Source organism: Spirillospora sp. NPDC127506, from assembly GCF_040302145.1.
GTDB lineage: Bacteria > Actinomycetota > Actinomycetes > Streptosporangiales > Streptosporangiaceae > Spirillospora.
Window position 1 is genome coordinate 162,500 of record NZ_JBEORG010000002.1, and the last position, 26,606, is coordinate 189,105.

Sequence of the window (26,606 nt, forward strand, 5' to 3'; positions counted from 1 at the left end):
CCCCCGCGGGCCGGCGGGTACGCCCGCGCGAAACTGTCTGTCCCACCGTCTCGCCGTTCGCGCGGGCGCACCCTCCGGGGCGGGTGTGCGTGCTAACGGCGGTGCTAACAACGGGGTCGGATGACCTTGGACGGGTGTGGACTTGCGGGAGATTGCGGCGCTGGTCAGGGAACTTGTGGGGACGCGCCTGGACGGCGTTGATCTTGCTACGGATCAGAAGGTTAGGGGTTCGAATCCCTTCGGGTGCGCCCAGGTCAAAGCCCCCTTGCGATCTTGCAAGGGGGCTTTTACGTACGCCGTGGGAGCCACGGGCACCGATCAGGCGCCGCTCATCGCCTCAGCCGCCGCACGCTTGTCGTCGACGAGCAGGTGCCTATAGACGTCCTTCGTGGTCGCGATGGACGTGTGCCCGAGGATCTCAGAGACGACGTGCAGCGGCGTTCCCTGCGCCAGCATCAGCGAGGCCCCCGAGTGCCGCAGTTCATGCGGATGCCAGTGGCCGAGGCCAGCGTGCTTGGCCGGCTAGGAGGGTGTGGCGAGGGCGCCTGTCACCGGACGGCCGTGCACGACGTGGACGGGGACACCTGCGAGGAGGGTGTCGTGCTTCCTTGGTGTGGGGGCTGATCGGGGGCGGCGGCTTGGTGGCGGATTGTCCGGTCTGGTGGTGAAGGTGCGACCTACCGGGGCGCTCTAGCCGTATGGGCGCTGCGCGCTTTTGCGGTGTTCGGCCAATACTGTAACTGGCTCTTATGCCTAGACCGGAGGTCCGGGGATGCTGAACGAAGGGCTGGCGGCGCTGGCCGCGTCGGCGGGGACGGGCCTCGTCGCGGCGATGGTCACCGACGGATGGCAGCAGGTGCGGGTGCGGGCGGCGCGGCTGCTCAGCCGTGGGGACGCCGAGGAGGGGCGACGGCAGGAAGACCGGCTGGAGCAGACCCGCCGGGAGGTCGTCGGGGCGTCGGCAGACCGGATCGAAGAAGTCGCCAGGCGTCAGGGAGAGGCATGGCGGATCCGCTTCGAGGATCTGCTGGGGGACCATCCCGAGGCTGAGGCCGCTGTGCGGGAGCTGGTGGCGCACCTTGGCGCGGTGCAGGTCGATGCTCGGGCTTTCGACCATGCGCAGCAGGCCGTCCAGGGGCGGGGCGTCCAGCACAACACGTTCGGCTCTCCGCCGGCGTCATGACCGGCCCGGACGTCCGTGCCGACGCGCTCGGGCAGGCGCAGCAGGCGGTCCAGGGGCGAGGTGTCCAGTTCAACTACTACTCCGGGACGGGCGGGCGGACGGCGGTCGCGTTGGACACGCTGGTGCCGCCGCCGGTCCTGGTCGGCCGGGACGCGGAGTTACAGCGGCTGCAGCGGGAGGGGCTGCGGGCGCGGGAGGCCGGTCGGCCGGTGGTGATGTCCGCTGTGCACGGGATGGGCGGGGCCGGGAAGACCGCGTTGGCCCGGGCGTTGGCGGCTGAAATCGGCGAGCAGTTCCCCGATGGGCGTTTCGAGGTCGATCTCAGAGGGTTCACCCCGGGGCATCGGCCGCGCGACCCCGGTGAGGTCCTTGGTGAGCTGCTGGCCCTGGTCGGGTTCGCGCCGGCCGAGATCCCGGCGGATGCGCAGGCCAAGGGCGGGCTGTGGCGCGGATGGCTGGCCGAGCGCCGGGTCCTGCTGATCCTGGACAACGCCCGCGACGCCGCACAGGTGCGGCCGTTGCTGCCCGGACCGCGGACCTCCGCGGGATGCCTGGTCGTGGTGACCAGCCGTGATCGTCTCACCGAACTGGAGGCCGCCGTCCGGATCGGGGTGGACACTCTGTCCGTCTCCGACGCGGTGGCGTTGCTGGTGGGTGTGGCTGGACGGTCGCAGGAGGAGATGGCGGCACGTGACGGCGAACTCGCCGAACTGGCGGGGTTGTGCGGATGCCTGCCGTTGGCGCTGCGTCCCGCCGGATCGCTGCTGGCCGTGTTGAGCGCGGCCGAGGTGATCGAGGTGATGCGCTCCGCCGAACACCCGCTGGAGCATCTGGAGGACGTTGATCAGGTCGTCCAGGCGGCCTTCACCGCCTCCTACAGCGCGCTGCCTCCGGCGTTGCGGCGGGCATTGGGCGTCTGCGCCCGGCATCCGGGGCCGAACTTCGACGCGGCGTCTGTGGCGGCGCTTGCCGGGAGGCCCCGCCCGCTGGCGGCGGTTCAGCTGGCGAGGTTGCTTGAACGCAACTTGCTGATCGGGTTGCCCCAGGGGCGCTATACGTTCCACGACCTGTTCTTGGGCTACGCCCGCCGCACCACCGATTACGCGAATGATGACCCCGAGGTCCGGCAGGGGCGTCGCCGTTTGTACGAGCACCTGGAAGCGGCGGTCTACTCGGCCAGTGCCGCTCTCACGAAGCAGAGCATGGATCAGGCGGCCAGCGACCAGTTCGGCACGCCGCCCGAGGCGCGTGCATGGCTGACGGCCGCCAGTGACGAACTCACCGTCGCCGCACAGACTGCCCTCAGTGAGGAGTGGGAACAGGCGAACGCCTTTGTCGACCATGTCGCTTTCTGGCTGACCTTGGACAACAAGCCCGAGCAGGCGGCCCGCCTTTATTCCGCCGGCCACGCCGCGGCCTGTGACGCGGGCGACCTGCGCGGCCAGGCGAACGCCCTCGCCGGCCTGGGGAGGGTCGCGCGGATACGGAATGATTTCGACCAGGCGGACGGATGTCTACGGTCGGCTCTCCGGCTCCACCGGGAGCTTGGAGATCGGGCCGGCCAGGCCCCCATCCTCCTGACCTCGGGGTTCGTCGCCCAGGCGCGGGCCGACCTGGGCGAGGCCGAGGCGTATTTCCGGCAGGCCCTCCAGCACTACGGGGAGGCGGGGAACCGGCTCGGACAGGCTGATGCGCTCCTGGCCTCGGGGCGCGTGGCGAGGCTGCTGGGCGAACTGGACCGAGCGCACGCGTGCCACCAGCAGGCGTTCGAGCATTACCGGGAGCTCGAGGACCGGCTCGGGCAGGCGCACACCTTCATAGCCTTGGGGGACGTCGCGCTGGCGCGGGGGAATCTCGGCGGAGCCGAGGCTTACGGCCGGCGAGCCCTTCAGCTTCACGAAATGCTAGAGGACCGGAGTGGCCAGGCGGGAGCTTTCAGGGGCCTGGGAGACGTCGCGCGGGCGAGGCGTGACTTCCCCCAGGCGAGCGCCCATTACCGCAGGGCCTCCGAGTTGTTCCAGGAGCTCGACGATCGGGGCGGTCAAGCCCAGATCCGTATGAAGCTCGCCCAACTGGCAGAGTGTCAGGGACACCACGACGAAGCGCGCCGACAGTATCGGCACGCTGCCGACTTGTATCGGGAGATAAAGCTCAACAAGCAGGCTGATGATTGCGCCGAAGCCTGTGCGCGTATCACCGGAAGCGGAGAATAGGACGAGACCAAGTGCCGTGGGCGGGCCGGCGTCAGGGCGTGCAGGTTTCGTCGGTGCAGGTTTCGCTGGGCGTGCCGATTGTGGTGAGGGTGGGATGGGCGTCCGTCCAGGCGCGGGTCAGGGCCTCGGTAAAGGCCTCCGGGGGCTGGGCGCCTGAGATGCCGTAGCGGCGGTCGATCACGAAGAAGGGGACGCCCGTAGCGCCCAGGTCGCGGGCCTCGCGCTGGTCGGCCTCCACTTCGGCGGTGAAGGCGGTGGAGGAGAGGGTTTCGCGCGCCGCGGCCGCGTCCAGGCCGGCTTCTCCGGCGATCTCGGTCAGGGAGTCGTGGTCGAAGACCGAGCGGCGGTCGGTGAAGTGCGCCTTGAAGAGGGCCTCGACGGTTTCGTCTTGAAGGCCGTGCTTCGCGGCCAGGTGGACGAGGCGGTGCGCGTCGGAGGTGTTGCCTGCGCGGCCGCCTTCAAGGCGGTACTCCAGGCCGACGGTCGCGGCGCGCTTCTCCATCTGGCGGTTCATCTCCACGGCCTGCTCGCGCGGCATGCCGTACTTGGCGGCCAGCATGTCGGCCACGTCGACGGTCTCGCCGGGCGGGAAGGACGGGTCGAGCTGGAAGGAGCGGTGCACCACTTCGACCTGGTCGCGGTGCTCGAAGCCTGCGAGCGCCTTCTCGAACTGCCGCTTTCCGATGTAGCACCAGGGGCAGACGACATCGGACCAGATTTCAACGCGCACGGGTCGCACCTTCCTCGTAGGGGTCACCGGGTGCAACACGCTCGGGCGCGGATCTGTTTCTACGGCGGACGCCCCCGCCGCGGGGCGGCGGGGGCGTCGGGTGGGGTGCGGGGTCAGTGGGGGGTGGGGTCGGGGCTGGGGCTGAGCTGCCGGGCCATGGGACGGCCGACGCCGAGGAACGTCCGGCCCATCATGCCGTTGATGACGCCCGCGGCGGACGCGTACCAGGCGCAGAGGGCGGTGAGGACGCCCACGTAGCCACCGATCTTGATGGTGTTCTCGCTGGTGGAGAACTGGCCGATGAACAGGATGATCTCGGTGGCCTCCAGGGTGACGAAGACCGCCAGGACGGCCTGGTTGACCTGCGTCGACCACAGCATCATGTAGGTGTTGAAGATCGCGAAGGCCAGCAGGATCCAGCCGAGGTCGTTCGCCTCCTGGGCGGGGGTCGCCCCGCCGGCGACGAGGAGGACGTACAGCCCGAGGCCGATCCAGAAACCGCCGTACGTGGAGAAGGCGGTGCAGCCGAACACGTTCCGGTTGCGGAACTCCCACATGCCCGCGAGGAGTTGGACGAGGCCGCCGTAGGCGAACGCGTAGCCGAGCCAGGCGTCGGTGCCGTCGGTCCAGCCGGCGTTCTTGGCGGAGAGGAGGAACGTGGTCAGGGCGAAGGCCGCGAGACCCAGCGGGGCGGGGTCGGCGGCGGCGGGCGGTGTCTGCGGGGTCGACTCTTGCTCGACGTGGGTCATGGTGCCTCCTCGGTGGAGTCCCATCGCCGTGTCTCGCTCGGTCTCGTACGGGCCGGGCAGGGATGGACGAAGGAATGCGACAACGGACGTCGGGGAAGGCCGCACCGGCGGGAACGTCGTCCCATAGTGATCCGACCTCACCGTCATGCCAGGCATCCGGCGCGTTTCCGGCCGCGTCAGATGCGTCCCTGAACTGCGGGGACGACCGATATCCGGCCGGTCCCGTTTCGGATCATAACTCCGTTGGCCCGTCCGGTCAGGACCCTGTTCGCTGGATATTCCCGACGTATCATCGCAAAGCCATGTCGTCAAAGTTGAATTGGGAGGGTAGGGGCCTTCTCGGTGCTCTCCGAACTGATCGATATGGGGTGATGCCTCCGCCCTCATGGCGGTGCTTTGCCCGCCCTCCACGGTGCCTTTGCCCAGGGGGCCGAGAGTTTAATTTAGCAGTGCGAATTATCGACAAGGCGTGGTAAGGGTGTGACCGGTCACTGCGGGGGCGGATCGGACGCGTGTGGCGGCTGTTATTAGACGGGCTAGACAACAGGTGGTCAGTCGACCACGGCGTCGCTGAAGGCCGGCGGATCGCCCAGCACGGCGCGGTGCGAGCGCGGCGTCCGGCCGTCGATGTCGGTGACGCCCAGCTCCTCGCCCAGCTCGGCGCCGATGAGCACCCGGCCCGTCCAGCGCATCCGGTCGGGGTGGCGGGCGAGGGCGTCGATCACCCGTCCGGTGAACTCCGGGGACTCCGCGCCGGCCGCGAACGACCGGTAGCGCTCCGGGACGCCCTCGAAGAGCGCCCTGTTCCGCTCGGTCTTCAGCAGGCCCATCCAGATCGAGACGGCGGCGACGCCGTAGGGCTTGAAGTCGACGGCCATGTCGTGGGCCATCTTGTCGACGGCGGCCTTCCCCGCGCCGTAGGCGGGGCCGTGCATGTAGCAGCGGCCGCCGAAGGACGAGGTGTTGACGACGAGGCCGGCTCCGCTCCCGATGAGCAGCGGGGCCGCGTAGTAGCTCGCCACGTACGCCGAGCGCATTCCCACGTCGAACATGCTCTGAAGCGCCAGCGGCTTCTCCCAGAACGGCCCTTTGCGGGCCAGCCCGTCGGGAATGGTGAAGGCGTTGTTGACGAGGATGTCGAGCCTGCCGGACTCGCGCCCGACCTGCTTGAAGAGAGCCTCGACCTGATCGTCGTCGGAATGGTCGCAAATCACCGGCACGCCGGTGCCGCCGCGCTCGGTGACCTCCTCGGCGGTGGCGAAGACGGTGCCCGGGAGTTCGCCCTCGGTGCGCGTGCGCCCGGTGACGTAGACGGTCGCGCCGGCCTCGCCCAGGGCCAGCGCAATTCCCTTCCCGGCGCCGCGGCTCGCCCCGGTGACGACCGCCACCCGATTCGCGGTCAGCCCCATTCGTTCCTCCCGTCAAGGAATTCCAGCATCGCCGCGGTCGTCTCGCCTGGTTTCTCCATCTGCATCATGTGCCCGGCATTCTCGATCATCCGGACGGCGCGCAGATCCGCGTAATGCTCGTCCAGCCGGTTCAGCGGATCGGGGCCGTGCCAGCCTTCGAGGTCAGTGTCCTGCTCGCTCCCGATGAAGTAGTACGGGACGGGGTTCTTCCGGCCCGCGTACGACTTCCGGTACTCCCAGGAGAGGTCCATGGCGCGGTACCAGTTCAGCCCGCCGGTGAAGCCGCTGCGGCTGTAGTCGGCGACGTAGAACTCCAGTTCCGTCTCGGTCAGCCACGGCCACGGGAGCGGCGGTGCGTCCGGCAGGGCGTCGATGTAGGGCGTCCCCGGAGGCCGCCGCCAGACGTCGAGGTAGTGGTAGTCGCTGGACAGCGCGTAGAACAGCCTGCGCAGGAACTCGCGGGGCGCGGCGGCGAGGTCGTCGTCGGCGGTGCCGGACGCGACGAAGTAGTGGATGTGGTTGAAGTGCCGCTCGGCCTGCCGGGCGGCGAGCGTCAGCGGCGGCTCGTCGGACGGCGTGAAGAACGGGTTCTCCAGCCCGATGATCGCCGCGATGCGCTCGGGGCGGTGGTAGGCGAGGTCGTAGGCGGCGAACAGCCCGAAGTCGAGGCCGCTGAACACCGCCCTCTCCTCGCCGAGGTGGTCGAGGAGGCCGGTCAGGTCGGCCACGATCCGGTCCGGGGCGTACTCGCGGTGGTCCGGCGGCCCGCTCGTCTGCCCCATGCCGCGCATGTCGGGCGCCACGACCCGGAACCCGGCGTCCGTGATCGGCCCGATCTGGTGGCGCCAGCTGAACCAGGTGTGCGGGAACCCGTGCAGGAGGACGACGAGCGGCCCCGTCCCCTGCTCCACGTAGTGGACGTCGAGGCCGTTGATCTTCGCGTACCGATGACTCCAGCCGGCCATGCGCGGTTCCCTCAGAGGCTCCGGGGTGATGTCCGACCGACTGTGCAGGACGCCCCCGCCCCCGGCATGGCGATGTCCCGCTCAGTGGGAGCGGCCACCCGGCACACGGCCGCCCCGCGCACTGCCCACCGCGCCCCGCCCCGTCCTGTGGTGCACCGCCGCGCGTGCTTGACCTCTTTCGAGCCCACATTTTGCTTTTCCGGTGAGTTGTGACGGGCGGTCGCCGGGGAGGAAGCCCGGTGGAAAACAACCGCGACCCGAAAAGATGGGTGAAAGAGTTGCGTGGACGCAGGTCTGCTGCGCGTCCGGTGCCGTCCCAGGCCACCGAACGGGATCCCGGGCATTGCAGTATCAGGATCACCCACAGCGACGGCAAGAACATCGAAGTCGAATATGTGACCCTGCTCGCGAACCGGCCGCGTTCCTACGAGAACTTCTTCGCGATCTGGGAGAGCTTCGTCGTCCCCTGGGGCGTCAAGCCGGAGTACCGGAAGCCCGTCGAATCCGATGTCTCCGCCGGCACGCAGAACCTCAAGATCAACGTCACTCTTGAGCCCTACACCATCGCCTACTGCACCGGCCCCGAGGTCACCGACGCCTGCACGTACGTGACGCTTCCGCCGGCGCGGGCGGTCACGGCGCCGTCCTCGGTGACCATCGCGGCGGACGAGATCAGCCTCCAGAAGCTGGTGATCGGCTACCGCACGCTGTACGGGTACCTGCCCCGGCGATACGGGAACTGGGTGGGGCTCTGGCGCGGCCTCGCCAGCCCCTACAACGCACCGAAACCGCTGGCGCGGGCCAAACCCGGCAACGCCAGCGAGGGAAACCTTGTAATGGACGGGCTTTCCCTCGATCCCGACAGCGTTCACACGCTCATCTATTTCATGGAAAAGAGCCGCACCAGCGCGGCGGCGATGTGCACGTTCCGTACCCCCGGCTGATCTTCCGCCGCTCCGGCGGCGGTTCCCGACCGATTCAAGCGACCATTCGCAAGGAGAGATCTGGATGACGACTGAGACTCCTGCGCGCCCGCGCGCCGCGCTGGACCAGAACATGGTCACCACCGGGTTCGAAGTGGACGCGGTGGAGGCGCACTCCATCACCTACAAGTACGACACCATGCCCGGCAACCGGCCCCAGGCCAACGGCAACAAGGTCTTCCTCTGGGAGACCAACGGCCACGACATCCCGCGCGGGACGGACCCCAAGAAGACGGCGCCCGTGAACTCCGACCGTCCGAACGGGGACGGCAACTTCCCCGCCGAAGTCTCCGGCTACAGCTACCTGCTGGGCTACGCGGTCGGGCCGGACGTGAAGAACGTCTGCGCGACGGTGTTCGTGCCCGCCATGGGAGACGGAGAGCCGGCGACCTACGCGCCGGGGATCGGCCTGAAGCGGTTCATGGTGAACACGCTCACCTACACCTACACGATGCCGCCCGGCAGCCAGCCGTCCGGCGACGGCGACTGGGTCGGGGTGTGGGAGAACCAGACGCCGTCGGCGCTCTACACGATCCCGCCCAAGTGGTTCGAGCAGGTCCCGGAGAACAGCGCGAGCGGGGTGGGCGTGCTGAGCGGCCTGAACCTGCTGCGCGGGACGTCCTACATCCTCGGGTACTTCAAGGGCGGGTTCGACGCCACGAAGCCGAAGCAGTCGACGCTGGCCTGCTCGGTGACCTTCCACACGCCCTGAGACGGCGCCCCGGCCGGCCCGCGGAACGGGCCGGCCGGTCCAGCCCCGCACGCCGCGGCACCGATGGGCCGGCGCCGCTCGACCACCGAGGCAGTTGGCAATGAGCTTCTTCCAGCGGGTCCGCGATACCCGGCTGTACATCGGACCACCTGAACCCGACCCGAGCCATCGCTGGCTCGGGTACCTGCTACCGAACGATGCGTCGGAAGAGAAGATCGACCTCGAGAATGCCCTCCGGAAGGCAGACGGCTCGTTCCTGTTCGCCACCGTGGCGCCGGACCTCGGCACCGACGCCGCCATAGAGCGGTTCATCGCGGCCGTGGATTGCCTGCGCAAGAACCTGAAGAACCGGGCGATCTTCTGGCTGCCCGAACCCGACGCGATCGAAGGCGCGCCGAACGTCGCCATGCCGATCACGCCGAACGGCCGGGTGGTGATAGCGAGCGGGGCCGAGGTGCCCATCGTGCGGGACCTCAAGCTCGTGATACACGCCGGCGCGTCCCTCAGGCTCGAGGGCGACGTGCTGGAGATGTGCGGTAACGGGGCGATCTCCTTCGACGGGCCGGCCGCACCGGACGCCCAGCTGATCTCGCTGGCGAAGCTGCCGTTCACCGGCGACGAGCGCGGCTGCGTCGTCTTCGGCGCCCACATCCGGCGGCGATCACTGCACGATGACTGGAGCTGGGGCTTCCAGTGCGTCGTGCCGGCCACCGGCACCGCATACCGCACCAGCACGCTGTGGCTGCCGCTGGCCGAGGGGAGCAGCCCCTCCAGCGACGACCGGATCGGCTTCATGGCCGCCATCGACCCGGCCGACACGCTGAACGCCGTGCTCCCCGCCCGGACCGCGCTCGTCTTCACCGGGGAGAACTACGACGGGAGCCGGACGGTCCTCGATTCGTGGTTCCGCACCGACACCGGCGCGGCGATCCGCCTGATCCCCGTCCCCGGGCCGCTCGCCGACCGTCCGGACGCGGCGCGCCTGGTGTTCAACCCGGGCGCGGGCGACTCCCCCGGACGGCCGCTGCCGTTCCAGGCCGCGCCGGCCGGGGCCTTCACGCTGGAGGTCCCGCCCGCGGCGGGGCGGGACGCCGACGGTGCCGGGCGCCGGCTCCTGTGCGGCCTGCACGGCACCGAGTACGCGGCCTTCGGCCCGGACGACCGGCTCGTCTTCACCCCGCGCCGTCCCGCCTTCGTGCCCGGCTACCCCTTCCCCGAGACCTCTCCCGTCGGACCGCCGACCGACCCGTCCGCGCCGCTGATGGACGCCACGTACCGCACGTCCTGGGCGAGCCTGGTCACCGGCGGCGGAGGCGCCGGAGGCCCCGGCGCCGGCGACTCCGCCCGCGACTCCGCCCGCTACGTCGCGCAGCCGCGCGGAGCGGCCCTGTACGGGCGGCAAGACCCGCCCCACCGGGTGGACGACACCCTGTTCGTGCACGTGGACAGCGGCATGGCGCTGCCCGGCGACACCGTGTTCCCGCTGCTCCCGTACGCGGGCGTGAAGGTGAACCCGGAGCGCGGCACCTGGTCCCGCGACCGGATCGAGACCGTCGAGCGGACGGCGGTCGCGCCCACCCGGCGGCTGGAGATCGGCGAACCGCCGTCCGGGCACGTTCAGCCGGACGGCGCGGCGGACGGCCGGAAGAACGTGACGACGCCCGCCGGCCTGCTCGTCACGCTCGGCCCCGGCGACGTCTGGGAGCGGGTCCTCCTCGGCCAGAACAGCGATCCGGAGATGCGGCGGATGTGCTTCTGCGCACCGGGCGGCGAACTCCGGCAGGCGTTCCAGTCCAGTGAGCTGTTCCTCGTCGCCGCCAACGCGACGCGGCTCGGCCGGCTCACCGGGGCCGGCGGCGGTGAGTGCGGCGCGGAGGCGACGTTCCAGAACGCCATGAACATCGCCGACTGGCGTTTCGCGGCCGACGTCGGCCTCAACCGCTACGACGACTACGCCAACGTCCTCATCGTGAAGGGCCGCGAAGGCCCCCTGTACCTTCCGGAGGACCCCGGCGGGAGCCTGGTCTGCAACCCGGAGCGCTGGACGCAGCGGGACGTGTTCGCCGCGCCGACCGACATCGTCCCCGGCGCGGCCGGGGATTCCGGCTCGCCGCCGGCTCCGCCCGTGGGTCCGCCGGACCCGGCCGAGCTGGTGGTGCTGTCCGGATGGCTGCGCAGGTACTTCGCCGACGCCGCCGCGCGGACCGAGCCGTACTTCGAGCATTTCAACAGGCTGGCGCGGGACCCCGCGTGGACGGGCGTCCTCGTCCTGCGGATGCGGATCGACGAGCTCCCCGCCGACCTGGCGGGCGTCGTCGCCGGGGTCACCGACCCGGGCCGGTTCCATGCGCACCATTTCGGCATCGAGATCAGCCAGGTGGCCAACGACCCGAAGGCCGGGACGATCGAGCTGGTCGGCGACAGCTCGATGTTCGGGCTGATCGACTACGTCGACCCGGCGTTCACGCCCCCCGGCCCGGGAGAGGCCACGGCGCGGCCGGTGCCGCCGCCGGAGGGCGTGGAGCACGACTTCCGGCTGCTGAGCCTGCGCGCGGTGTTCGAGAACACGGCCGTCCAGGAGTTCGAGTCGTGGGCGCAGCTCACCGTCAACCGCCTGTTCGGCATGCGGGTGGCCGGGATGGGCGAGGGCGGCAACCCGTTCAACACCATGGTCCTGCGCGGCCACTACCAGAACGACGGGTCGCGGCCCGTGCAGAGCCTCTCCGGGACGGGGCCGTCGACCTTCCGGTTCGGTGACAAGGCCGCGGTGCGCAAGGTGGAGATCACCGGTGTGCGGATGTCCACCCGCGACCCGGGTGACGCCGAGAAGGGCCGGGACGTCGTGTCCTGGTTCGACCTGTCCGGCTTCCTCGACCTGAAGGTGATGACGGACGGCGAGCGGCCGTTCGACGTGCTGTCCTTCGGCGGCGAGGGCGACGAGGACCTGCCGCGCCGCGGCCTCGCGTTCGCCGGGCTGGGGGTCCGGATGGCGTTCCCGCCGGCGGCCCCGGCGCGCCGCACGATGACGTCCGAGTTCGGCGAGGTGCGCTTCGACCTCGGCACGAGCACGCCGCGCCGCGACAGCCTCTTCCGCGACTTCGCGCTCGACCTGCGCGGCCTCGACCACGGCGGCGCGGACACGCCGCCGCAGACCGGCGGCTACCTGCCCGTCGTCACCGGCGCCCCGCTCACCGGGGTGGCGGACCGGCCGTGGTTCGGCCTGGCCTACGACCTGAAGCTCGGCACGCCGGGCGACCTCGCCGGGGAGGTGGGGCTGGTGGCGCGGCTGGTCACGGCGTGGTCCACGGCGGACGGCGACGGCGGCGACCAGGAGGTGATGGTCGGGCTGGGGCTGCCCGGGACGAAGGGCGGCGCGACGCTGTTCAGCCTGGAGAACGTCCTGAAGGTGTCCGTCGGGCAGATCCGGCTGGACCGCGCGCAGGTCGCCGGGGCGCCGGACGAGAGGCGCTTCATGCTGACGATGGACGACATCGCGCTGCGGTTCCTCGGCCTGCTGAGCATCCCGCCGAGCGGTTCGACCAGGTTCACGCTCTTCGGGGACCGGGACGCCGCCGGTCCCGCCGGCCTCGGCTGGTACGCCCTCTACGCCAAACGTCCGGCGGCCGCCGCGGAGAACCGGCCGCAGCTCGCGAACACGGAGAAGTGACGGGCATGCAACTAGCGATCGAGCAGCAGATCAAGATTGTCGAGTCGCAGAACAAGGGGGGCACGTCCGCGCTGGACACGGAGCTTCTCAAGTTCTTCAAGGACGAGACGCCGCGGTTCTACGTGGCGGCGGGGGCGGCGTTCGGGCACCAGGCGTCCACCGTGCTGCTGCTGAAGAAGTTCGTGGCCAGGAAGCTCGTGACGAAGGCCGAACTCGTCTACCCGAACAAGGAGATCCTGGAGAAGCTGCGGACGCTGCTGCCGGAGATCCAGCCGGGGGAGTCCGGGTTCCGCCTCACGGTGAGCGGCGGGACGGCCGAGATAACCCTTGTCGAGAAGACCGGGGAGCCGCCGGGGAAGGTGACCAAGCTCGCCATCACCGGTGGATTCGACCACACGTCCGGTGAGGTCGAGAAGCTCGCCGGCGAGCTCAACGCCGACATGCTGCTCGTGCTCCAGCCCTACGGCTGGGAGGAGGAGGGCGGGAAGCCCGGCGCGAGCGTCGCCTATTTCCCGAAGGCCCCGGACAGGCCGCTGGTCGACCTGTCGGAGAAGATCACGCACCTGGCCGCCCGGTTGTACGGCCGTCCCGAGATCGCGCTCACGGAGAAGCAGTGGACCGAGCTCGCCGCGCTGCCGGGGAAGAAGCAGGTGGTCGAGGCCGCGAAGGCCGTCCTGGACGGCGTGCGGGACGGCCGGCTGTTCTGCCCGGTCTACGGCATCAGCAACGTGGGTGAGGGCAGCGCGAAGAACGGTCTGGCCCCCGGGGGGATCCTGTTCAACCTCGCCGGTACCGCCCGCGTCCTCCAGGAGGGTTCGCAGGACAAGTTCCGCAAGGGAACGGTGATCCTCGTTCTCGCGAACATCAAGGACGCGAGCTGGAAGCTGCTCGAATCGTGGGTGGCCGGCAAGAATCTCGGCTCGTCGCCGGCGAGCGTCCGGCTCTTCGCCGAGAAGTACCTGTGCCCAGGCGGGGACTGCAAGGTCCTCGTCGAGAGGCAGCTGAACGATGCGGGGGAGATCGCCAAGAAGATCGCCGCGCTGAAGGACGACGAGGTCCTCATCCTGAACCTCCAGAGCCTGCCGCAGGCCGTGTTCGACCTCCTCTATGCGGAGGCGACTCTGCCGTCGGTGTTCGAGGGCGCGGGAACCGCCGGATTGGTCATCCCCCTGGGCAAGCCCTACTTCCGGCTCGCCGACGTCCCCTACCCGGTGCTGCCGTTCAACGCGCTGATGGATTCCAGCGCACTCTCGTCCAAGTTCGCCGCGGGTGTGCTGAGGCAGGAGCACCGCCTGTGGAATGAACAAGAGGGCTTGGTGCCGCCGCACCATCTGGCCCACTACATCGGGGAGGCGTACGAAGACGACTCGCCGCTGCAGAAGTACTTCCAGCGCTTCAAAACCTTCATGGCCGACCAGCCCCAGGAGGAGAAGCTCCAGGCCGCTCTGCAATGGGTGTTCACGAGCGAGGCGTACAAGAAGACCGACTTCACGCTGGTCGGCGCCCCCATCAAGACGGGTGACGCGGTCCTCGCGCAGGTCTACAAGGATTTGAAGGAGAACCTCGGCGCGGACGGGAAGCTCGCGGTGGCGCCCGGAGCCTTCAAGGACGGCCCCCTCGCGCGGCTCTACGAGGCCATGGCGGGCGGGTCGGCGCTCGTGCTGACGGACGCGAAGGTCGCCGAGCCGGCCGACGGCAAGGTGGTGGCGCGCGGCCGCGGCGCCGGCGTCCTCGGGCTGCCCGACTCCGACGTCGACCTGGTGTTCACCGACGGCGACGCGGGCCTGACCGGCGCGATCCAGGTGCGGCCCGCCGCGGCGGGGTCGTGGAGCCTCACCGGCGCCCCCTGGTTCCTGATCCGGGACTCCTTCCTCAAGATCGTGCGCTCGGACGATCCCGCGGGCGCCGTCACCGGGTTCGCCGGCGGCGCCGTCCCGCTGCCCGGCGGCGCCGCGGGGGCGTCCGCGGGAGAGGCGGAGGCGGACGGCGGGTCCGCGATGAGCGTCGTGCTGAGCGTGCCGCCGGCGGCCGGGCGGTGGACGTTCGACGCGTCGTTCACCGCCCCCGGCCCCAGCCTGGCGCGCGTGTTCGGGCTGCTCGGCGGCGTCAACCTCGCGCAGGCGCTCCCCGCGCCGCTGAACGCGGCCGCCGACCTCGCCGTCCGGCGCATCCAGATCGGCTACCTGGCCGACACCCGGGAGATCGCGTCGTTCTCCGTCCGGTTCGCGACGACCGCGTCATGGCCGCTCGTCGGCAACATCGTGCTGAACGGCCTGGAACTCCTCGCCGACGTCGCCGACCCGGCCGGGCCGCGGCGGCGGAACCGGTTCGAGATCATCGGGACGTTCGCGCTCGGCCAGGGCGCGGTGCGGGTCACCGCGCAGCTGCCCGAGCAGATCTTCCTGGGCACGCTGGTGCCGCCCGCCGACCCCGCCGTCCACGTCCGGATCGCCGACGTGGTGGGGCTGTTCCTGCCGAGCGGGCAGTCCGTCCCGGTCAACGGCGCGGTGACGCTGTTCGACTTCCAGTACAACCGGCCCGCCGGGACCTGGAGCGTGGACTGCGGCGTCCTCGCGGACTGGCCGGTCCCGGCGGGCTCCGCCGAACCGTGGTTCACGATCGAGAACCTCGCGTTCGCCGCCCGCGGCAACGCCACCGGCGTCGAGGGGCGGTTCGGCGGGACGGTGCTGATCCTCCCCGACTCCGCGAAGATCCAGCTGGCCGTGGAGGCGTTCTACGCCAAGGAGACCGGCTGGCGCTTCGAGGGCCGGCAGACCGGCGGCGCGGTCCCGCTGGGCGAACTGCTCGCCGCCTACACGGGATGGCGGACGGAGGCGAAGTACGGGATCTCCGACCTGGAGCTGTCCATCGCGACGGGCGACGGCTCGTGGGCGTTCGGCGGCGCCACCGCCGAACCGTGGGTCGTGCCGTTCCTGCCGCACGCCTCCCTCACCGGGAGGCTGCGCCTCGGCTCCGGCGCCGCCGGACGCTTCGCGCGGCTGGAGAGCGAGGTGCGGTGGGAGGATCTGCGGCTGCGGGTCTGGTGGGACTACAACCCCAAGGTCAACGCGTTCGGCATCACCTGGAACGGGCTTGAGGGGAAGGTCGCCGGCCCGGAGAAGGACACCGGCGACTACACGGCCGAGCTGGGGCTGGCCGCCGGCGCCACCCTCGGGTCCGTCATCGAGACGATGGTGTCCTGGATCACCGGCACCGGGTTCGCGCTCGCGCCGCCGTGGAACGTCCTCAACTCGGTCAAGCCGGGCGACCTGGCGCTCACCTACCGCTTCAACCCGAAGGACACGTCCCGCAACCAGGTCGGGTTCAAGGTCGGCATCGGGCCGATCGACCTCGGGTTCGCCCGCATCGACGGCATCAGCGTCGTCTACCAGAGCACCGGCCCGGACCGGGGCGTGATGGTGACGCTGGACGGCTTCTTCCCGTGGAACGTCGGGGACGGCGCCCTCGGCGACATGGGCAGCCTCGGCCCGTGGGACACCAGCAGGCCGGGTGCGGCGCCGACCCCGCCCGGCCAGGGCGGCAAGTACATCGACCTGCGGCTGCTCGCGCTGGGGCAGCACATCGACGTCCCCGGACTCGACCAGGCGACCACCGTCGGCAAGGCCATCGAGGCCATGAAGAAGCTGCCGCCCGCGGAGCCGGACGAGATCCCGGACGTCCGGCTCGACCGGTCCGTGTCCTGGGTGGCGGGCCTGGACATCGGCATCCTCCGCTTCGAGGGCGCGGCGGGCGGTCTGGCCGAGACGGGCGGACCGGCCGTACCGGACGCGGCCAAGCCGGCCGGCTACCTGCTGGACGGGCAGGTCGTCTTCTGCGACCCGCGCCTGTACGGGCTGCGCGTCGCGCTGGACGGCCCGGCCGCGAAGGTCTTCAAGGGGCTGGCGCTGGAGGTGATGTACCGGCAGATCAGCGACGCGGTCGGGGTGTACCAGGCCGAGATCACGCTGCCGGACCAGATGCGGCACCTGAACGTGGGCGCGTACGCGATCACGCTGCCGGTGTTCGCCGTCGCGGTGTACACCAACGGCGACTTCCTCGTCGACGTCGGGTTCCCCCGCAACATGGACTTCTCGCGGTCGTTCACGCTGGAGGCCGTCATCTACCCGGGCATCCCGCTGCTCGGGTCGGGCGGCTTCTACCTGGGCAAGCTGTCCAGCGCCACGACCGACCTGGTGCCGAAGGCGTCCAACGGGACGTTCAACCCGGTGATCGTCTTCGGGTTCGGGCTGCAGGCCGGGTTCGGCAAGTCGGTGCAGTACGGCATCCTCAAGGCCGGGTTCAGCCTGACCGTCGCGGGCGTCCTGGAGGGCGTCCTCGGCAAGTGGAACCCCTACGAGCCGGGGTCCGCGCTGGAGCGCGCCGGCTCCGGGGCGCTCGACCAGGTGCAGGGCGGCTACTACTTCCTCGTCCGCGGCACGGTGGGCCTGCTCGGGCGCCTGTACGGGTCGGTCGACTTCTCCGTCGTGAAGGCCGACGTCGACGTGCGGATCGCCGCGCTCGCCGAGATCGCCTACGAGTCGTTCGTGTCGCTGTCGCTCAGCCTGGTGCTGTCGGTCGACGTGTCCGCCAGCATCAAGATCGACGCCGGGCTGTTCACCATCAAGATCACTTTCAAGTTCTCGATGCGGCTCAAGGAGACCTTCACGGTCGACAACCTCGGCACGCCGCCCTGGCGGACGGTGGACCGGGGCCCGTCCCGCGCGCTGGGCGCCTCGGCCGGGGTGCTCGGCGGGCCCGCGGACCGGCGGCTGCGGATGCGCCGCGAACTCGCCGCCGGCCTCGCGGCCCGCGCGGCGCGTCCGCCGGAGTGGGGCAACCTGCGGCCGCCGGCGGAGCCGGCCGAGCTCACCGGCTACGCCGCCCCCGGCCTCGCGCTCGCCCGCGACGAGTGGGCGGACCCGCGGGACGCGGGGGCCGTCGAGCAGTTCCCGTGCTGGGTGGCGATGCTGCTCATCGACTCGGTGCCGCCCGTCCACGAGGCGATGCTCGCGGGCCCGGCCGACGGCGCCGCCGGCGACACCTCGTTCGAGACCCTGTGCAAGGGCGTCCTGCGCTGGGTGGTTGCCGCGATCCAGGACGGCCCCCGCACCGCCGAGGAGATCGACGCCCTGGTGGTGGACGAGCTGGAGCTCGCGTACCTGCTGGACGAGGTGCTCGTCAGCAGCGACGCCGTCCCGGCGCCCGTGCCCGCCGACGCGGTCGAGCGGTTCCTGGGCGGCGCGTTCCGGCTCACCGTGCGCGGGCCGGCGGACGCACCGCCGGAGGGCGGGACGACGGAGCCCGACGCGACGTACCTGCCCGTGCCGCCGTCGCTCGTCCTCGACGTGCCCGCGTACGGGGACGCCCCGGCGACCCGCTACGCGTTCGGGTCCTACAACGCGATCGGCGGGCAGGCGCTCGCCGGGCTCCGGAGCTACTTCGCGGAGCTGGCCGTGCGCGTCTCCGAGGAGCCCGCCGGCGCGGCGGAGGCCGTGGCCGAGAAGTCGCTGTCGATGGCCGAGTGGGTGTTCGGCGACTACTTCCTGCTGCTGGCCCGGCAGACGGTGCAGGCCGCCCGGGACGGGCTGCGCCTGTTCAAGTACCCGATCGCCGCCGGCGACACCCCGCTCGGCATCGTGCGCTGGGTCAACGAGAACCGGGCCGTGCCGCCCGCGGACGGCGCCGGGGAGGGGCCGCTGCCGGCCGTCCCCGCCTACACCGTCCCCGACCTGTTCGCCGCGAACGGCGCCCACCCGCTGCGGCCGGGCCGGGCGATCGCCATCGGCGTGACCTGCACCCCCGGCGACGACGACACGTTCGCCTCGCTCGCCCGCCGCTACGAGGACGAGGTGAGCGCCGCGGACATCGCCGGCGCCGGCGCCGCCGCGCCCGGCCTGCTGCGCCCCGGCGCGCGGATCGTCCTGCCGGGCGGGCGCGAGCACACCGTCCAGGACGGCGACACGCTGATCGGCGTCGCCGCCGCGCTCGGCGTCCGGTACGCCGACCTGGTGACCGGCGCCGGACTGCTCGACCAGGAGGGCCTGCTCGCCCCCGGCGCCGACCTCCTCATCCCGCTGGTGACGTGCGCGTCCGGCGCCGGCGAGACGTTCGCGGCCCTCGCCGGACGGGACGTCTACGGCGGCGCGTTCACGGCCGCCGACCTCGCCGCGTGCAACGCGGGACGCGCGGTGCTGCGGCCCGGCGCCGGCGTGCCGTTCCCGGACCGGACACCGTACACGGTCCGGCCGGGCGACGTGCTGGGCGACGTCGCCGCGGGCCTCGGCGTCTCACTCGCCGAACTGCTCGCCGACGGCGGCGTCCTCCGCCAGGAGGGTCTCCTCGCCCCCATGGCGACGCTGGCGGTGCCGCTCTTCCGGCACGTCACCGCGGACGCCGGCGCCGCGCAGACGCTGGACTCGGTGGCGGCCCGCTTCGGCGTCGGCGCGGCCCTTCTCGGCGAGCAGCCGGCCAACGCCGAGATCGCCGACCTGTTCGCCGCACGGGACGCGGACGGCCGCGCCGAGCCGTACCTGGACGTCCCGCACCTCGGCCGGTTCCGGCTCGGCGAGCTGATCGCCGAGGCGCAGCGCACGTTCGCGTTCCGGCAGATCTCCGCGCTCACGTCGCGGTACTGCCTGCACGGCATGCGGCTGCCCGCGGCGGGGACGGTCGAGCCGAAGGCGCGGGGCATGTGGGTGCGGGAGCGGGACGGCGGGCTCCGGCTGCCCGCGCACGCGGGCCTGCACGCGCTCACCGGGCAGCAGGTGCCGCTGCCCGCCCTGTCCGGGGAACCGTTCCGCGTCTTCCTGGACCGCTCGGGCGGACCCGGCTGGCTGCGCTTCGCCGGCGCGGACCCCGACCGGCTGGAGCTGGCCCTCGTGCCCGGCACGGCGGAAGCGGACCGGGTCGCGCGGCTCCGCGACGCCTACGGGAAGGGCGCCCGGCTGGACATCGGCCTCGAATCGCTCGGCGCGGGCAGCATGTGCGAGACCGCCCCGGCGACCTATCCGTGCACCCGGTCCGTCCCGTGGCGCAGCCCGGTGCCCGTGCCGCTGCCGTACGGGCCCGGCGGGGAGGGCGCGGCGGACGCCGGCGCCGCGGGGCTGCGGCTGTACCGGCTGCCGGCCGACCTGACCGCGCTCCCGGACCGCTCCGTGCGGGCCTGCGATCCGCGGATGCGGGTGCGCCTCGGCCGGCACGACGACTCCACCGGCGGCACGGCGGTGTCCGGCGTCGCCGCCCACGGCTGGGCCACCGCGGTGAACGTCCAGGTCAAGCTGGTGCCGGAGGTCGAGGGAAGCCCGTCCACGCGGTCCACCTACGAGATCGCCGGCGTCGACGACCGGGACATCGTCCTCCTCGAACGGCTGCTGGAGCGGTGGGGCGAGGACCCGGACGCCGCCGCGGTGGACCGGCTGATCCTCGCCTTCCCCGCCGCGGACGGCGACACCGGCCTGGCCAACGACACGCTGCCCTCGGTCACGATGGGCCTCGCGCAGACCGACCTCAGCACCCGCACCCGCCCGCCCGGCGCGGTGCCCGCGCCGCAGGCCGCGGCGGACGACGGGCCGCGCCTGCTCAACGACCCGCACGAGTTCATCCGGCTCCTCTGGGAGGCGGGCATCACGCGCGGCGGGGGCTTCTTCCTCTACTACGACGCGGCCGCCGAGGGGCGGGGGCTGCCGGAGCGGCTGTTCGCGGGCGGCGACACCGCCACCGTGACGCTCGTCGTGCTGTACGCCGCGCCCGCCGACCCCGTCGAGCGGAACCGCGTCGGCGCCTACATGAACAGCCTCGCCACGCCCGCCGGCCTGCCCCGCGACGCGACCGTCTTCGCCGAGGCCGACCCGCCCGAGCCGCCCGCGCGCGTGCCGGCGGCCCCGGACACCCGGATGGGCGCCCTGGCCGCCGCGCACTACGGCGACGTCGCGGACCTGGTCGCCGCGAACACCGGGGTGCCGCTCGCCGCGGACGCCCGGATCACCGTGGACGAGGGCGTCTACCAGGCGCCGCCCGGCGGCATCGCGCTGGCCGACGTCGCCGGCCGCTTCGGCACGACCGTCGAAGCGCTGCGCGCCGCCAACTCCGGCTGGCCGGGCGGGCTGCCCGACCGGCTGGCGTTCCCGCAGGCGATCCGGCTGCCGCGGCTGGTGCTGACCCCCGGCACGAGCCCGTTCTCCGGGACGTTCGGCGAGATCATCGCCGGCTACGGCCAGGGGGCGGCGTCCCTCGCCGCCGCGAACCGCGACGTGCCCGGCCCGTTCGAGACCGGCCGGGAGATCACCGTGCCGGGCGGGCCCCGGACGCGGACCGCGACCGTGCCGCCGGGCGTCGCCGCCGTCGCCGCGCGCCGCGTCGTGCCGGAGGACGCGCCCGGGGCCGGCGACGGCGGGGCGGACGCGTTCCTGAAGGCCGCCTTCACCATGCTCGGCTACCGGGTCGCGGGCAACGCCGCGTTCGAGGAGAGCCCGATCGGGCTCCCCGCCGGGCCGGCGACCGGCCCGGCCGATCCCGCGAACCACGACAAGATCCGGGCGCCGCGCGAACTCGAACCCGGTAGAGACCTGTGGGAGTACCGGCAGGCCGTCCCGTACACGCGGTTCGCGAAGCCAAGCGGGGACGGTGCCGAAGCGGCCCCGTACCAGGCGATCGGGGACATCCTCCAGGTGTCCTTCGACTGGTGCGACGTGTACGGGAACACGCTGGTCACCGACCTGACGGACCCGGTGGCGGGGAGCGGGGGGCCGTTCGACCAGCCGCCCGTCCTGATCGGGTACACCGACGCGCTGGTCGGGCTCGGGCAGTGGCCGTCGGTGTCGTCCAGCTGGCAGGTCCGCGACGCCGGGGACGGCGGCCCGCTCCTGGAACTGCTGCTGAGCTTCGACGACAGCCGCTACCAGGGGCTGCTCGCCGCGGCCGCACCGGACGCCACGACCGTCGAGCTGACGTTCACGCTGGACCTCGACCCCGACGGGGTCGGCGACACCGGCAACTACGTCTTCGACGACACCGGCGAGCCCGTCACCGTCGAATCCGCGGTGCTGGGCGACGACGGCCGCACGGTCCGGCTCACGGTCTCCCCCCTCACCGACGGCCGGATGTACCGCCTCGCCGTACGCGGGCTGCGCCGCGCCGCCGGAGGCGAGGCCGTCGAAGGCCGCGCGGGGTTCGCCTACCCGGCGGACGGCGCCGCCCGCACGTCCGGGGTCGCCGCCGGCGCCGCCGCCGACGCCGCCGTCTACCGGAGGCTGCGCGACCAGCTCGCCGACCCCCACGGGATCGCCTGCGCCGTCCGCACCACGCTGCTCGGCCGCGACGCGGACGACCCGTCCGCGACCGGCGACGCCGAACTGACCGCCGAGCAGCTCCGCGCCCTGCGCGCGTGGCTGTGCGACGGAGACGGCTCGATCCTGGCGTTCCTCGACGACCGCGCCCGGTTCCGGACGGACGTGCCGCCGCCCGCGGCGAGCCACCCGATCGGCTTCCCGCTGGACCGCGACGCGGTGAACCCGGCGGAGATCTTCCCGCTCCGCGCCGAGTTCCGGCTGGCGCGCACCGGCGGCGCCGTCCTCGGCGACCTGGCCACCGCGCCCGGCGTGCGCGAGACGAGCACACCGGTCGCGCCGTTCCAGGAGCGGCTGCCGGACCAGGACGGCGCCCCCACCGGGCCGCTCGCGCTGGCCGAGTTCGCGCGGCGCCTGGAGGCCGCGCTGCGCACCGGCGAGCAGACGCCGAAGGTCGCCGTCGGCGTCGACCGGCACGCACCCGCCACCGGCGGGCTCGACGGCGGCACCACGGTGTGGGCGGTCCGGGCGGGCACGGCCCCCGGCGCCCCGATCTCCTACCGGGTGTCCGAGGGCGGCCCGGTGGTGTTCGCGCCGAGGCCGATGTCCACCGCGCTGCAGAGCCGCAGCCGCGTGCCGATCCGCGACTACGTGACCGGCGAGGGCCTCAAACCGGAGCCGTCCCGGTGGGAGGACTTCGCCGAGGTGGACGTCGACGGCTGGTGCCGCTCCCTGTTCGGCGCCGTCGACTCCCTGCTCGCCCCGCGCTTCACCGCCGCCGCGCAGATCGTGGGCCGGCTCACCGGGGAGGACCTCCTCGGCCGGGCGCTGGCCGTCAAGGAGCGGCTGGCGCGGGCGGCGTCCGCGTGGATGATCCCCGTCTTCGCGGGCGAGAGCGCCGACCCCGGCCACGTCCGGGAGCTGTTCCGGCAGCGGCTGCTGACCAGGCTCGCGGACGCCTACTCGGTGCGCGCCGCCGTGCAGTTCGAGGCGGACGTGCACGCCGGCGCCCGGGACGGGGACGCCGGACGGCCGCCGGAGCTGTACGGGGAGGCGGTCCAGCGGACCGCCCCCGCCGGCGACGGCGGGGCGGGCACGCCGGTCTCGCTCACCTCGCCGCGGCTCCCGCTGCGCACCGGGCCGGACGTGCCGCTCGCCTTCCTGGTGAGCGCCCCGGACACCGTCCGGCGGGACGGCGCGGTCGTCTCCTGGGTCGACCTGGACGTCCGCTACGACGCGAACGCGATCGAGCACCAGATCGGCCCGGTGCCCGGGATCGCGGACTACCGCGCGTCGAGCTGGCTCGGCTTCGTCGACCGCGACCCGTCCTGGCCGCTGTCGGCGGATCTCGGCGAGTTCCCGGTGCCGCTGATCCTGCGGGCCTATCCGGAGAGCCCGACGATGCGGGGCCAGGACGCGGCCTACCCCGGCGGGCACGACCCGCTCGACCGGGTCACCGGCTGGGACTACCGGTTCACGTACGCGATGTCGTTCCACTACCCGCAGGACAAGGTGATCGCGGACGTCGCGTTCAACGTCGGAGACCACCGGTCCGCCGCCGAGGAGCGGGCGGACGCGTTCGCCGCGCTCGCGGAGTTCGCCACCGTCCACCCGGCCGTCGCCCGCGACCTGGACGACTACCTCGCGCCCGTCGACGCGAGCACCGGCGACGGCGAGGAGGTGCGGAACGCGGCGGCGGCGCTGCGCGCGTTCCTCACGCTCGCCGAGACCGTCGCCGACTCCGGGCTCGCGGCGGCGGCCCGCCCCCGCGCCGTCGCCGGCCGCACCACCTGCCGGTTCGAGATCACCGAGCGGCCGGCGGAGATCGGCGGGACGCCCGGGGTGCTGCTCGTCACCGTCAAGGGCGCCCCGCCCGCCGGAGGCGGCCGGCCGGCGGTCGACATCGCCGGCTACGAGCGCCACGAGCACGGGACCGGGGAGGAAGGGCGGCACGCCTACTACTACAGCCGCGACGGCGAGTACCTCATGGCGGGCGAAGGGCAGGAGATCCCCGGGCGCACCCTCGTCCTGCCGGGGCTGCACCTGCTGGAGCAGCAGGACGCCCTCGCGGCCGTGACCGTCGAACGCAACCGCGAACCCATACCGGGACGCACCGCCGACGAGCGGTTCGTGTACCGCACGCCCGCGATCCGCAGCGCCGCGCCGCTGCAGCCGGGAGTGGACGTCACGGACGCCATCCCCGTGCAGTACATCGGGAGCGCGGACCCGGACCGCCCCGTCCACCGGACGCTCAGCGCGCACCTGGAGGCGGTGTTCGCCGCGCTCCTCGACCGCACCACCGAGCCGGAGCTGGCCGTCCAGGTCGAGGTCGTCTACGACTACACCGTGAACCCGGACCTGCGCCCGGTGACATTGCCGGTGCTGATGCAGGCCCCGCTCGCCGCCGGCCGCAAGGACGGCGGCCTGACCCGGATGCTCGACGGGTGGGCGCGGGCCGTCGACGCGTGGTTCCGTGAGCGGACGCCCGTGTGCGGCGGCGCGCTGCGCTTCGACCTGACGCTCATGACGAACCTGACGGCGCGTCCGATGCCGCTGCTGCGGCTGCGCGACCTGCGCCTGCCGATCGAGTACGTGATCGACCCGAAGCCGTCATGCCGGGCCGAGTCCGGGGAGGCCGCTCACGGGTGAGGGAGCGTGATGCGGATGGCGGTGCCGACGCCGAGCTCGGAGCGGATCTCGGCGCGGCCCCCGTGGGCGGCGGCTATCGCGTCCACGATCGGCAGGCCGAGGCCCGTCCCGCCGGTGCCCTTATCCGCGCGGTGGAAGCGTTCGAAAGCGCGCGCGGCGTCGTCCGGCGACATGCCCGGCCCCTCGTCCGCGACCTCGATCAGGCCCGGGGCCAGGCGGACGGTCGCGGGCGTGCCGGGGGGTGTGTGGGCGCGGACGTTGGCGAGGAGGTTCGCGAAGACCTGGCGCATGCGCGCCTCGTCGACGTTCGCGATGAGGGCGTCCGGCGCGTCCAGCCGCAACGGGCGGTCGGGTTCGGCGGCGGCCGCGTCCGCGATCGCGTCCCGGGCGAGGACGACCAGGTCCGTCGGGACGGGGTTCAGCGACGCCTCGCGGTCCAGGCGGGCCAGCTCCAGAAGGTCGGTGACCAGGTCGTTCATGCGGCGGGCCTCGCCCTCGATGCGGCGCATCGCGTCGGGCAGCTCGTCCGGCCCGAGGGCGCCGTGCCGGTACAGCTCCGCGTAGCCCTGGATGGTCGTCAGCGGCGTCCGCAGCTCGTGCGACGCGTCCGCGGCGAACTCCCGCACCCGCGCCTCGGACCGGCTCCGCGCCCAGAACGCCTGCTCGATCCGCTCCAGCATCACGTTGATGGCGGCGGCGAGCCGCGCCGTCTCGGTGCGCTGCCCCGGTCCGGGCATGCGGGCGCGCAGGTCGCCGCCGGCGGTGATGGCGTGCGCGGTCTCCGCCATCCGGTTCAGCGGCAGCAGGCCGCGGCGGATGAGCCACCGTCCGAGGACGATCAGGACGGCGAGCAGCAGCGCCCCCGTCGCGATCTCCGACAGCACCAGGTTCCGCACCGCCGACTGGATCTCGCCGAGCGGGGCGGCCACGACGACGAAGCGGTTGCGCCACGGGCGGGCCACGGCGCGCAGCCCGGGCAGCGAGAACGGTTCGCCGCTGCGCGCGTGGCCGGCCAGCTCGTCCCGGCCGAGCCGCCCGATCGCGGCGACGGCGCGCCCGGGGTCCGGGTCGTCGCCGCTGAGGACGCGCACCCGTTCCGTCCGCTCGCCGACGGCCAGCACCACGAACTGCGCCGGCGCCACCCCCTGCTCGGACGGCCCCGGGCGCAGCAGGCGGGCCAGGGTGCGGTCGCGGGTGGCCTCCAGCTGCTCGTCCACCCGGTGCATCAGGTAGCCGTTCAGCACGAGCGCGCTGACCAGCCCCATGATGAGCAGCCCGGCGGTGGTGACCGCGAGCAGGCCGGCGAGGAGGCGGGCGTTGAGCGTCATGGCCGCAGCGCGTAGCCGATCCCGCGCCGGGTGTGGATCAGCGGCCCGCCGAGCGGGTCCAGCTTGCGGCGCAGGTAGCTGATGTAGGTCTCGACGACCTGCGGGTTGCCGTGGTCCCAGCCCCACACGCCTTCGAGGAGCTGGGCGCGCGACAGCACCACGCCCGCGTTCCGCATCAGGTAGGCGAGCAGCCGGAACTCGGTCGGCGACAGGTCGACGTCGACGCCGCCGCGCCGGACCGTCCAGTGCGCCTCGTCCAGTTCGAGGTCGGCGACGCGCAGGACGGTGTCCGGCGAGGACGCGGCCGGGGCGGCCCGGCGCAGCACCGCGTGCACCCGCGCGATCAGCGCCTCGATCGAGAACGGCTTGGTGACGTAGTCGTCACCGCCGAGCGTGAGGCCCGTGACGGTGTCGGACGGCGTGTCCCGCGCGGTCAGGAAGATGACCGGGACCTGGTCGCCGTCCGCGCGGAGCCGCCGGCACACCTCGAAGCCGTCCATGCCGGGGAGCATGACGTCCAGCAGGACGAGGTCGGGCCGTTCCCGCCGGGCCGCGCGCAGCGCGTCCTCGCCGGTCGCGGCGGTGGCGGTGGTGAAGCCGTGGAAGCGCAGCGCGACCTCGATGAGGTCGCGGATGTTGGCCTCGTCGTCCACGACGAGCACCCGCCTGCTCTCGCTCATCGGCCCCTTTCCCGCTGGACGTGCTCCACGCCGAAGGTACCGCCCGCGTCCCGC

At 72.5% G+C, this 26,606-nt stretch carries 12 protein-coding genes, 1 tRNA gene and 1 pseudogene; 7 read left to right on the plus strand and 7 right to left on the minus strand.

All coding sequences use genetic code 11. The annotated features are described in order from the left end of the window. Nucleotides 1-183: 183 nt before the first annotated feature. Nucleotides 184-248 (plus strand) — tRNA-Arg (locus ABTW95_RS03450). Nucleotides 249-318: 70 nt separating this feature from the next. On the opposite strand, the pseudogene ABTW95_RS03455 reads toward ABTW95_RS03450, so the two are convergent. Beyond that, nucleotides 319-504: pseudogene (locus ABTW95_RS03455) on the minus strand (tyrosine-type recombinase/integrase); the annotation flags it as partial. 268 nt (nucleotides 505-772) lie between these two features. On the opposite strand from ABTW95_RS03455, the gene ABTW95_RS03460 reads away from it, so the two are divergent. Both ABTW95_RS03460 and ABTW95_RS03465 read left to right on the plus strand, forming a co-directional pair. Continuing rightward, entirely contained in the window at nucleotides 773-1,183 is a 411-nt protein-coding gene (locus ABTW95_RS03460) for a hypothetical protein (RefSeq protein ID WP_500224200.1), read from the plus strand. After that, nucleotides 1,180-3,396: a tetratricopeptide repeat protein gene (locus ABTW95_RS03465; protein ID WP_500224202.1), complete on the plus strand. Its 2,217-nt coding sequence runs from the start codon at nucleotides 1,180-1,182 to the stop codon at nucleotides 3,394-3,396. The genes ABTW95_RS03460 and ABTW95_RS03465 overlap by 4 nt, the downstream gene beginning before the upstream one ends. A 31-nt stretch (nucleotides 3,397-3,427) precedes the next feature. On the opposite strand, the gene ABTW95_RS03470 is transcribed toward ABTW95_RS03465, so the two are convergent. The 4 genes from ABTW95_RS03470 to ABTW95_RS03485 all read right to left on the minus strand — a co-directional run bounded on the left by ABTW95_RS03470 (nucleotide 3,428) and on the right by ABTW95_RS03485 (nucleotide 7,249). Beyond that, nucleotides 3,428-4,126, minus strand: a complete 699-nt coding sequence (locus ABTW95_RS03470) for a DsbA family oxidoreductase (RefSeq protein WP_500224203.1) — start codon at nucleotides 4,124-4,126, stop codon at nucleotides 3,428-3,430. A gap of 113 nt (nucleotides 4,127-4,239) precedes the next feature. After that, entirely contained in the window at nucleotides 4,240-4,875 is a 636-nt protein-coding gene (locus ABTW95_RS03475) for an acetate uptake transporter (protein WP_396448146.1), read from the minus strand. 551 nt (nucleotides 4,876-5,426) lie between these two features. Continuing rightward, nucleotides 5,427-6,284 (minus strand): SDR family NAD(P)-dependent oxidoreductase, encoded by an 858-nt coding sequence (locus ABTW95_RS03480; protein WP_396448147.1) that lies wholly within the window; start codon nucleotides 6,282-6,284, stop codon nucleotides 5,427-5,429. Next, nucleotides 6,275-7,249 (minus strand): alpha/beta fold hydrolase, encoded by a 975-nt coding sequence (locus ABTW95_RS03485; protein ID WP_500224207.1) that lies wholly within the window; start codon nucleotides 7,247-7,249, stop codon nucleotides 6,275-6,277. The genes ABTW95_RS03480 and ABTW95_RS03485 overlap by 10 nt, the downstream gene beginning before the upstream one ends. Nucleotides 7,250-7,488: 239 nt before the next feature. On the opposite strand from ABTW95_RS03485, the gene ABTW95_RS03490 reads away from it, so the two are divergent. The 4 genes from ABTW95_RS03490 to ABTW95_RS03505 all read left to right on the plus strand — a co-directional run bounded on the left by ABTW95_RS03490 (nucleotide 7,489) and on the right by ABTW95_RS03505 (nucleotide 24,544). Then, entirely contained in the window at nucleotides 7,489-8,193 is a 705-nt protein-coding gene (locus ABTW95_RS03490; RefSeq protein WP_396448149.1) for a hypothetical protein, read from the plus strand. A gap of 64 nt (nucleotides 8,194-8,257) precedes the next feature. Continuing rightward, nucleotides 8,258-8,944, plus strand: coding sequence for a hypothetical protein (locus tag ABTW95_RS03495; protein ID WP_396448150.1), 687 nt, complete (start codon nucleotides 8,258-8,260; stop codon nucleotides 8,942-8,944). Nucleotides 8,945-9,044: 100 nt separating this feature from the next. After that, on the plus strand, nucleotides 9,045-12,611 hold the full coding sequence (locus ABTW95_RS03500; RefSeq protein WP_500224209.1) for a hypothetical protein: 3,567 nt from the start codon (nucleotides 9,045-9,047) through the stop codon (nucleotides 12,609-12,611). A 5-nt stretch (nucleotides 12,612-12,616) separates the two neighbouring features. Beyond that, the gene (locus tag ABTW95_RS03505; RefSeq protein ID WP_500224210.1) at nucleotides 12,617-24,544 is read left to right on the plus strand and encodes a LysM peptidoglycan-binding domain-containing protein; all 11,928 of its coding nucleotides are present in this window, start codon (nucleotides 12,617-12,619) and stop codon (nucleotides 24,542-24,544) included. Here the strand turns inward: ABTW95_RS03505 and ABTW95_RS03510 are convergent. Beyond that, nucleotides 24,535-25,872, minus strand: a complete 1,338-nt coding sequence (locus ABTW95_RS03510) for a sensor histidine kinase (protein ID WP_396448153.1) — start codon at nucleotides 25,870-25,872, stop codon at nucleotides 24,535-24,537. The genes ABTW95_RS03505 and ABTW95_RS03510 overlap by 10 nt on opposite strands. Continuing rightward, entirely contained in the window at nucleotides 25,869-26,552 is a 684-nt protein-coding gene (locus ABTW95_RS03515) for a response regulator transcription factor (RefSeq protein WP_396448154.1), read from the minus strand. Before ABTW95_RS03515 ends, ABTW95_RS03510 begins: the two co-directional genes overlap by 4 nt. Nucleotides 26,553-26,606 lie beyond the last annotated feature (54 nt).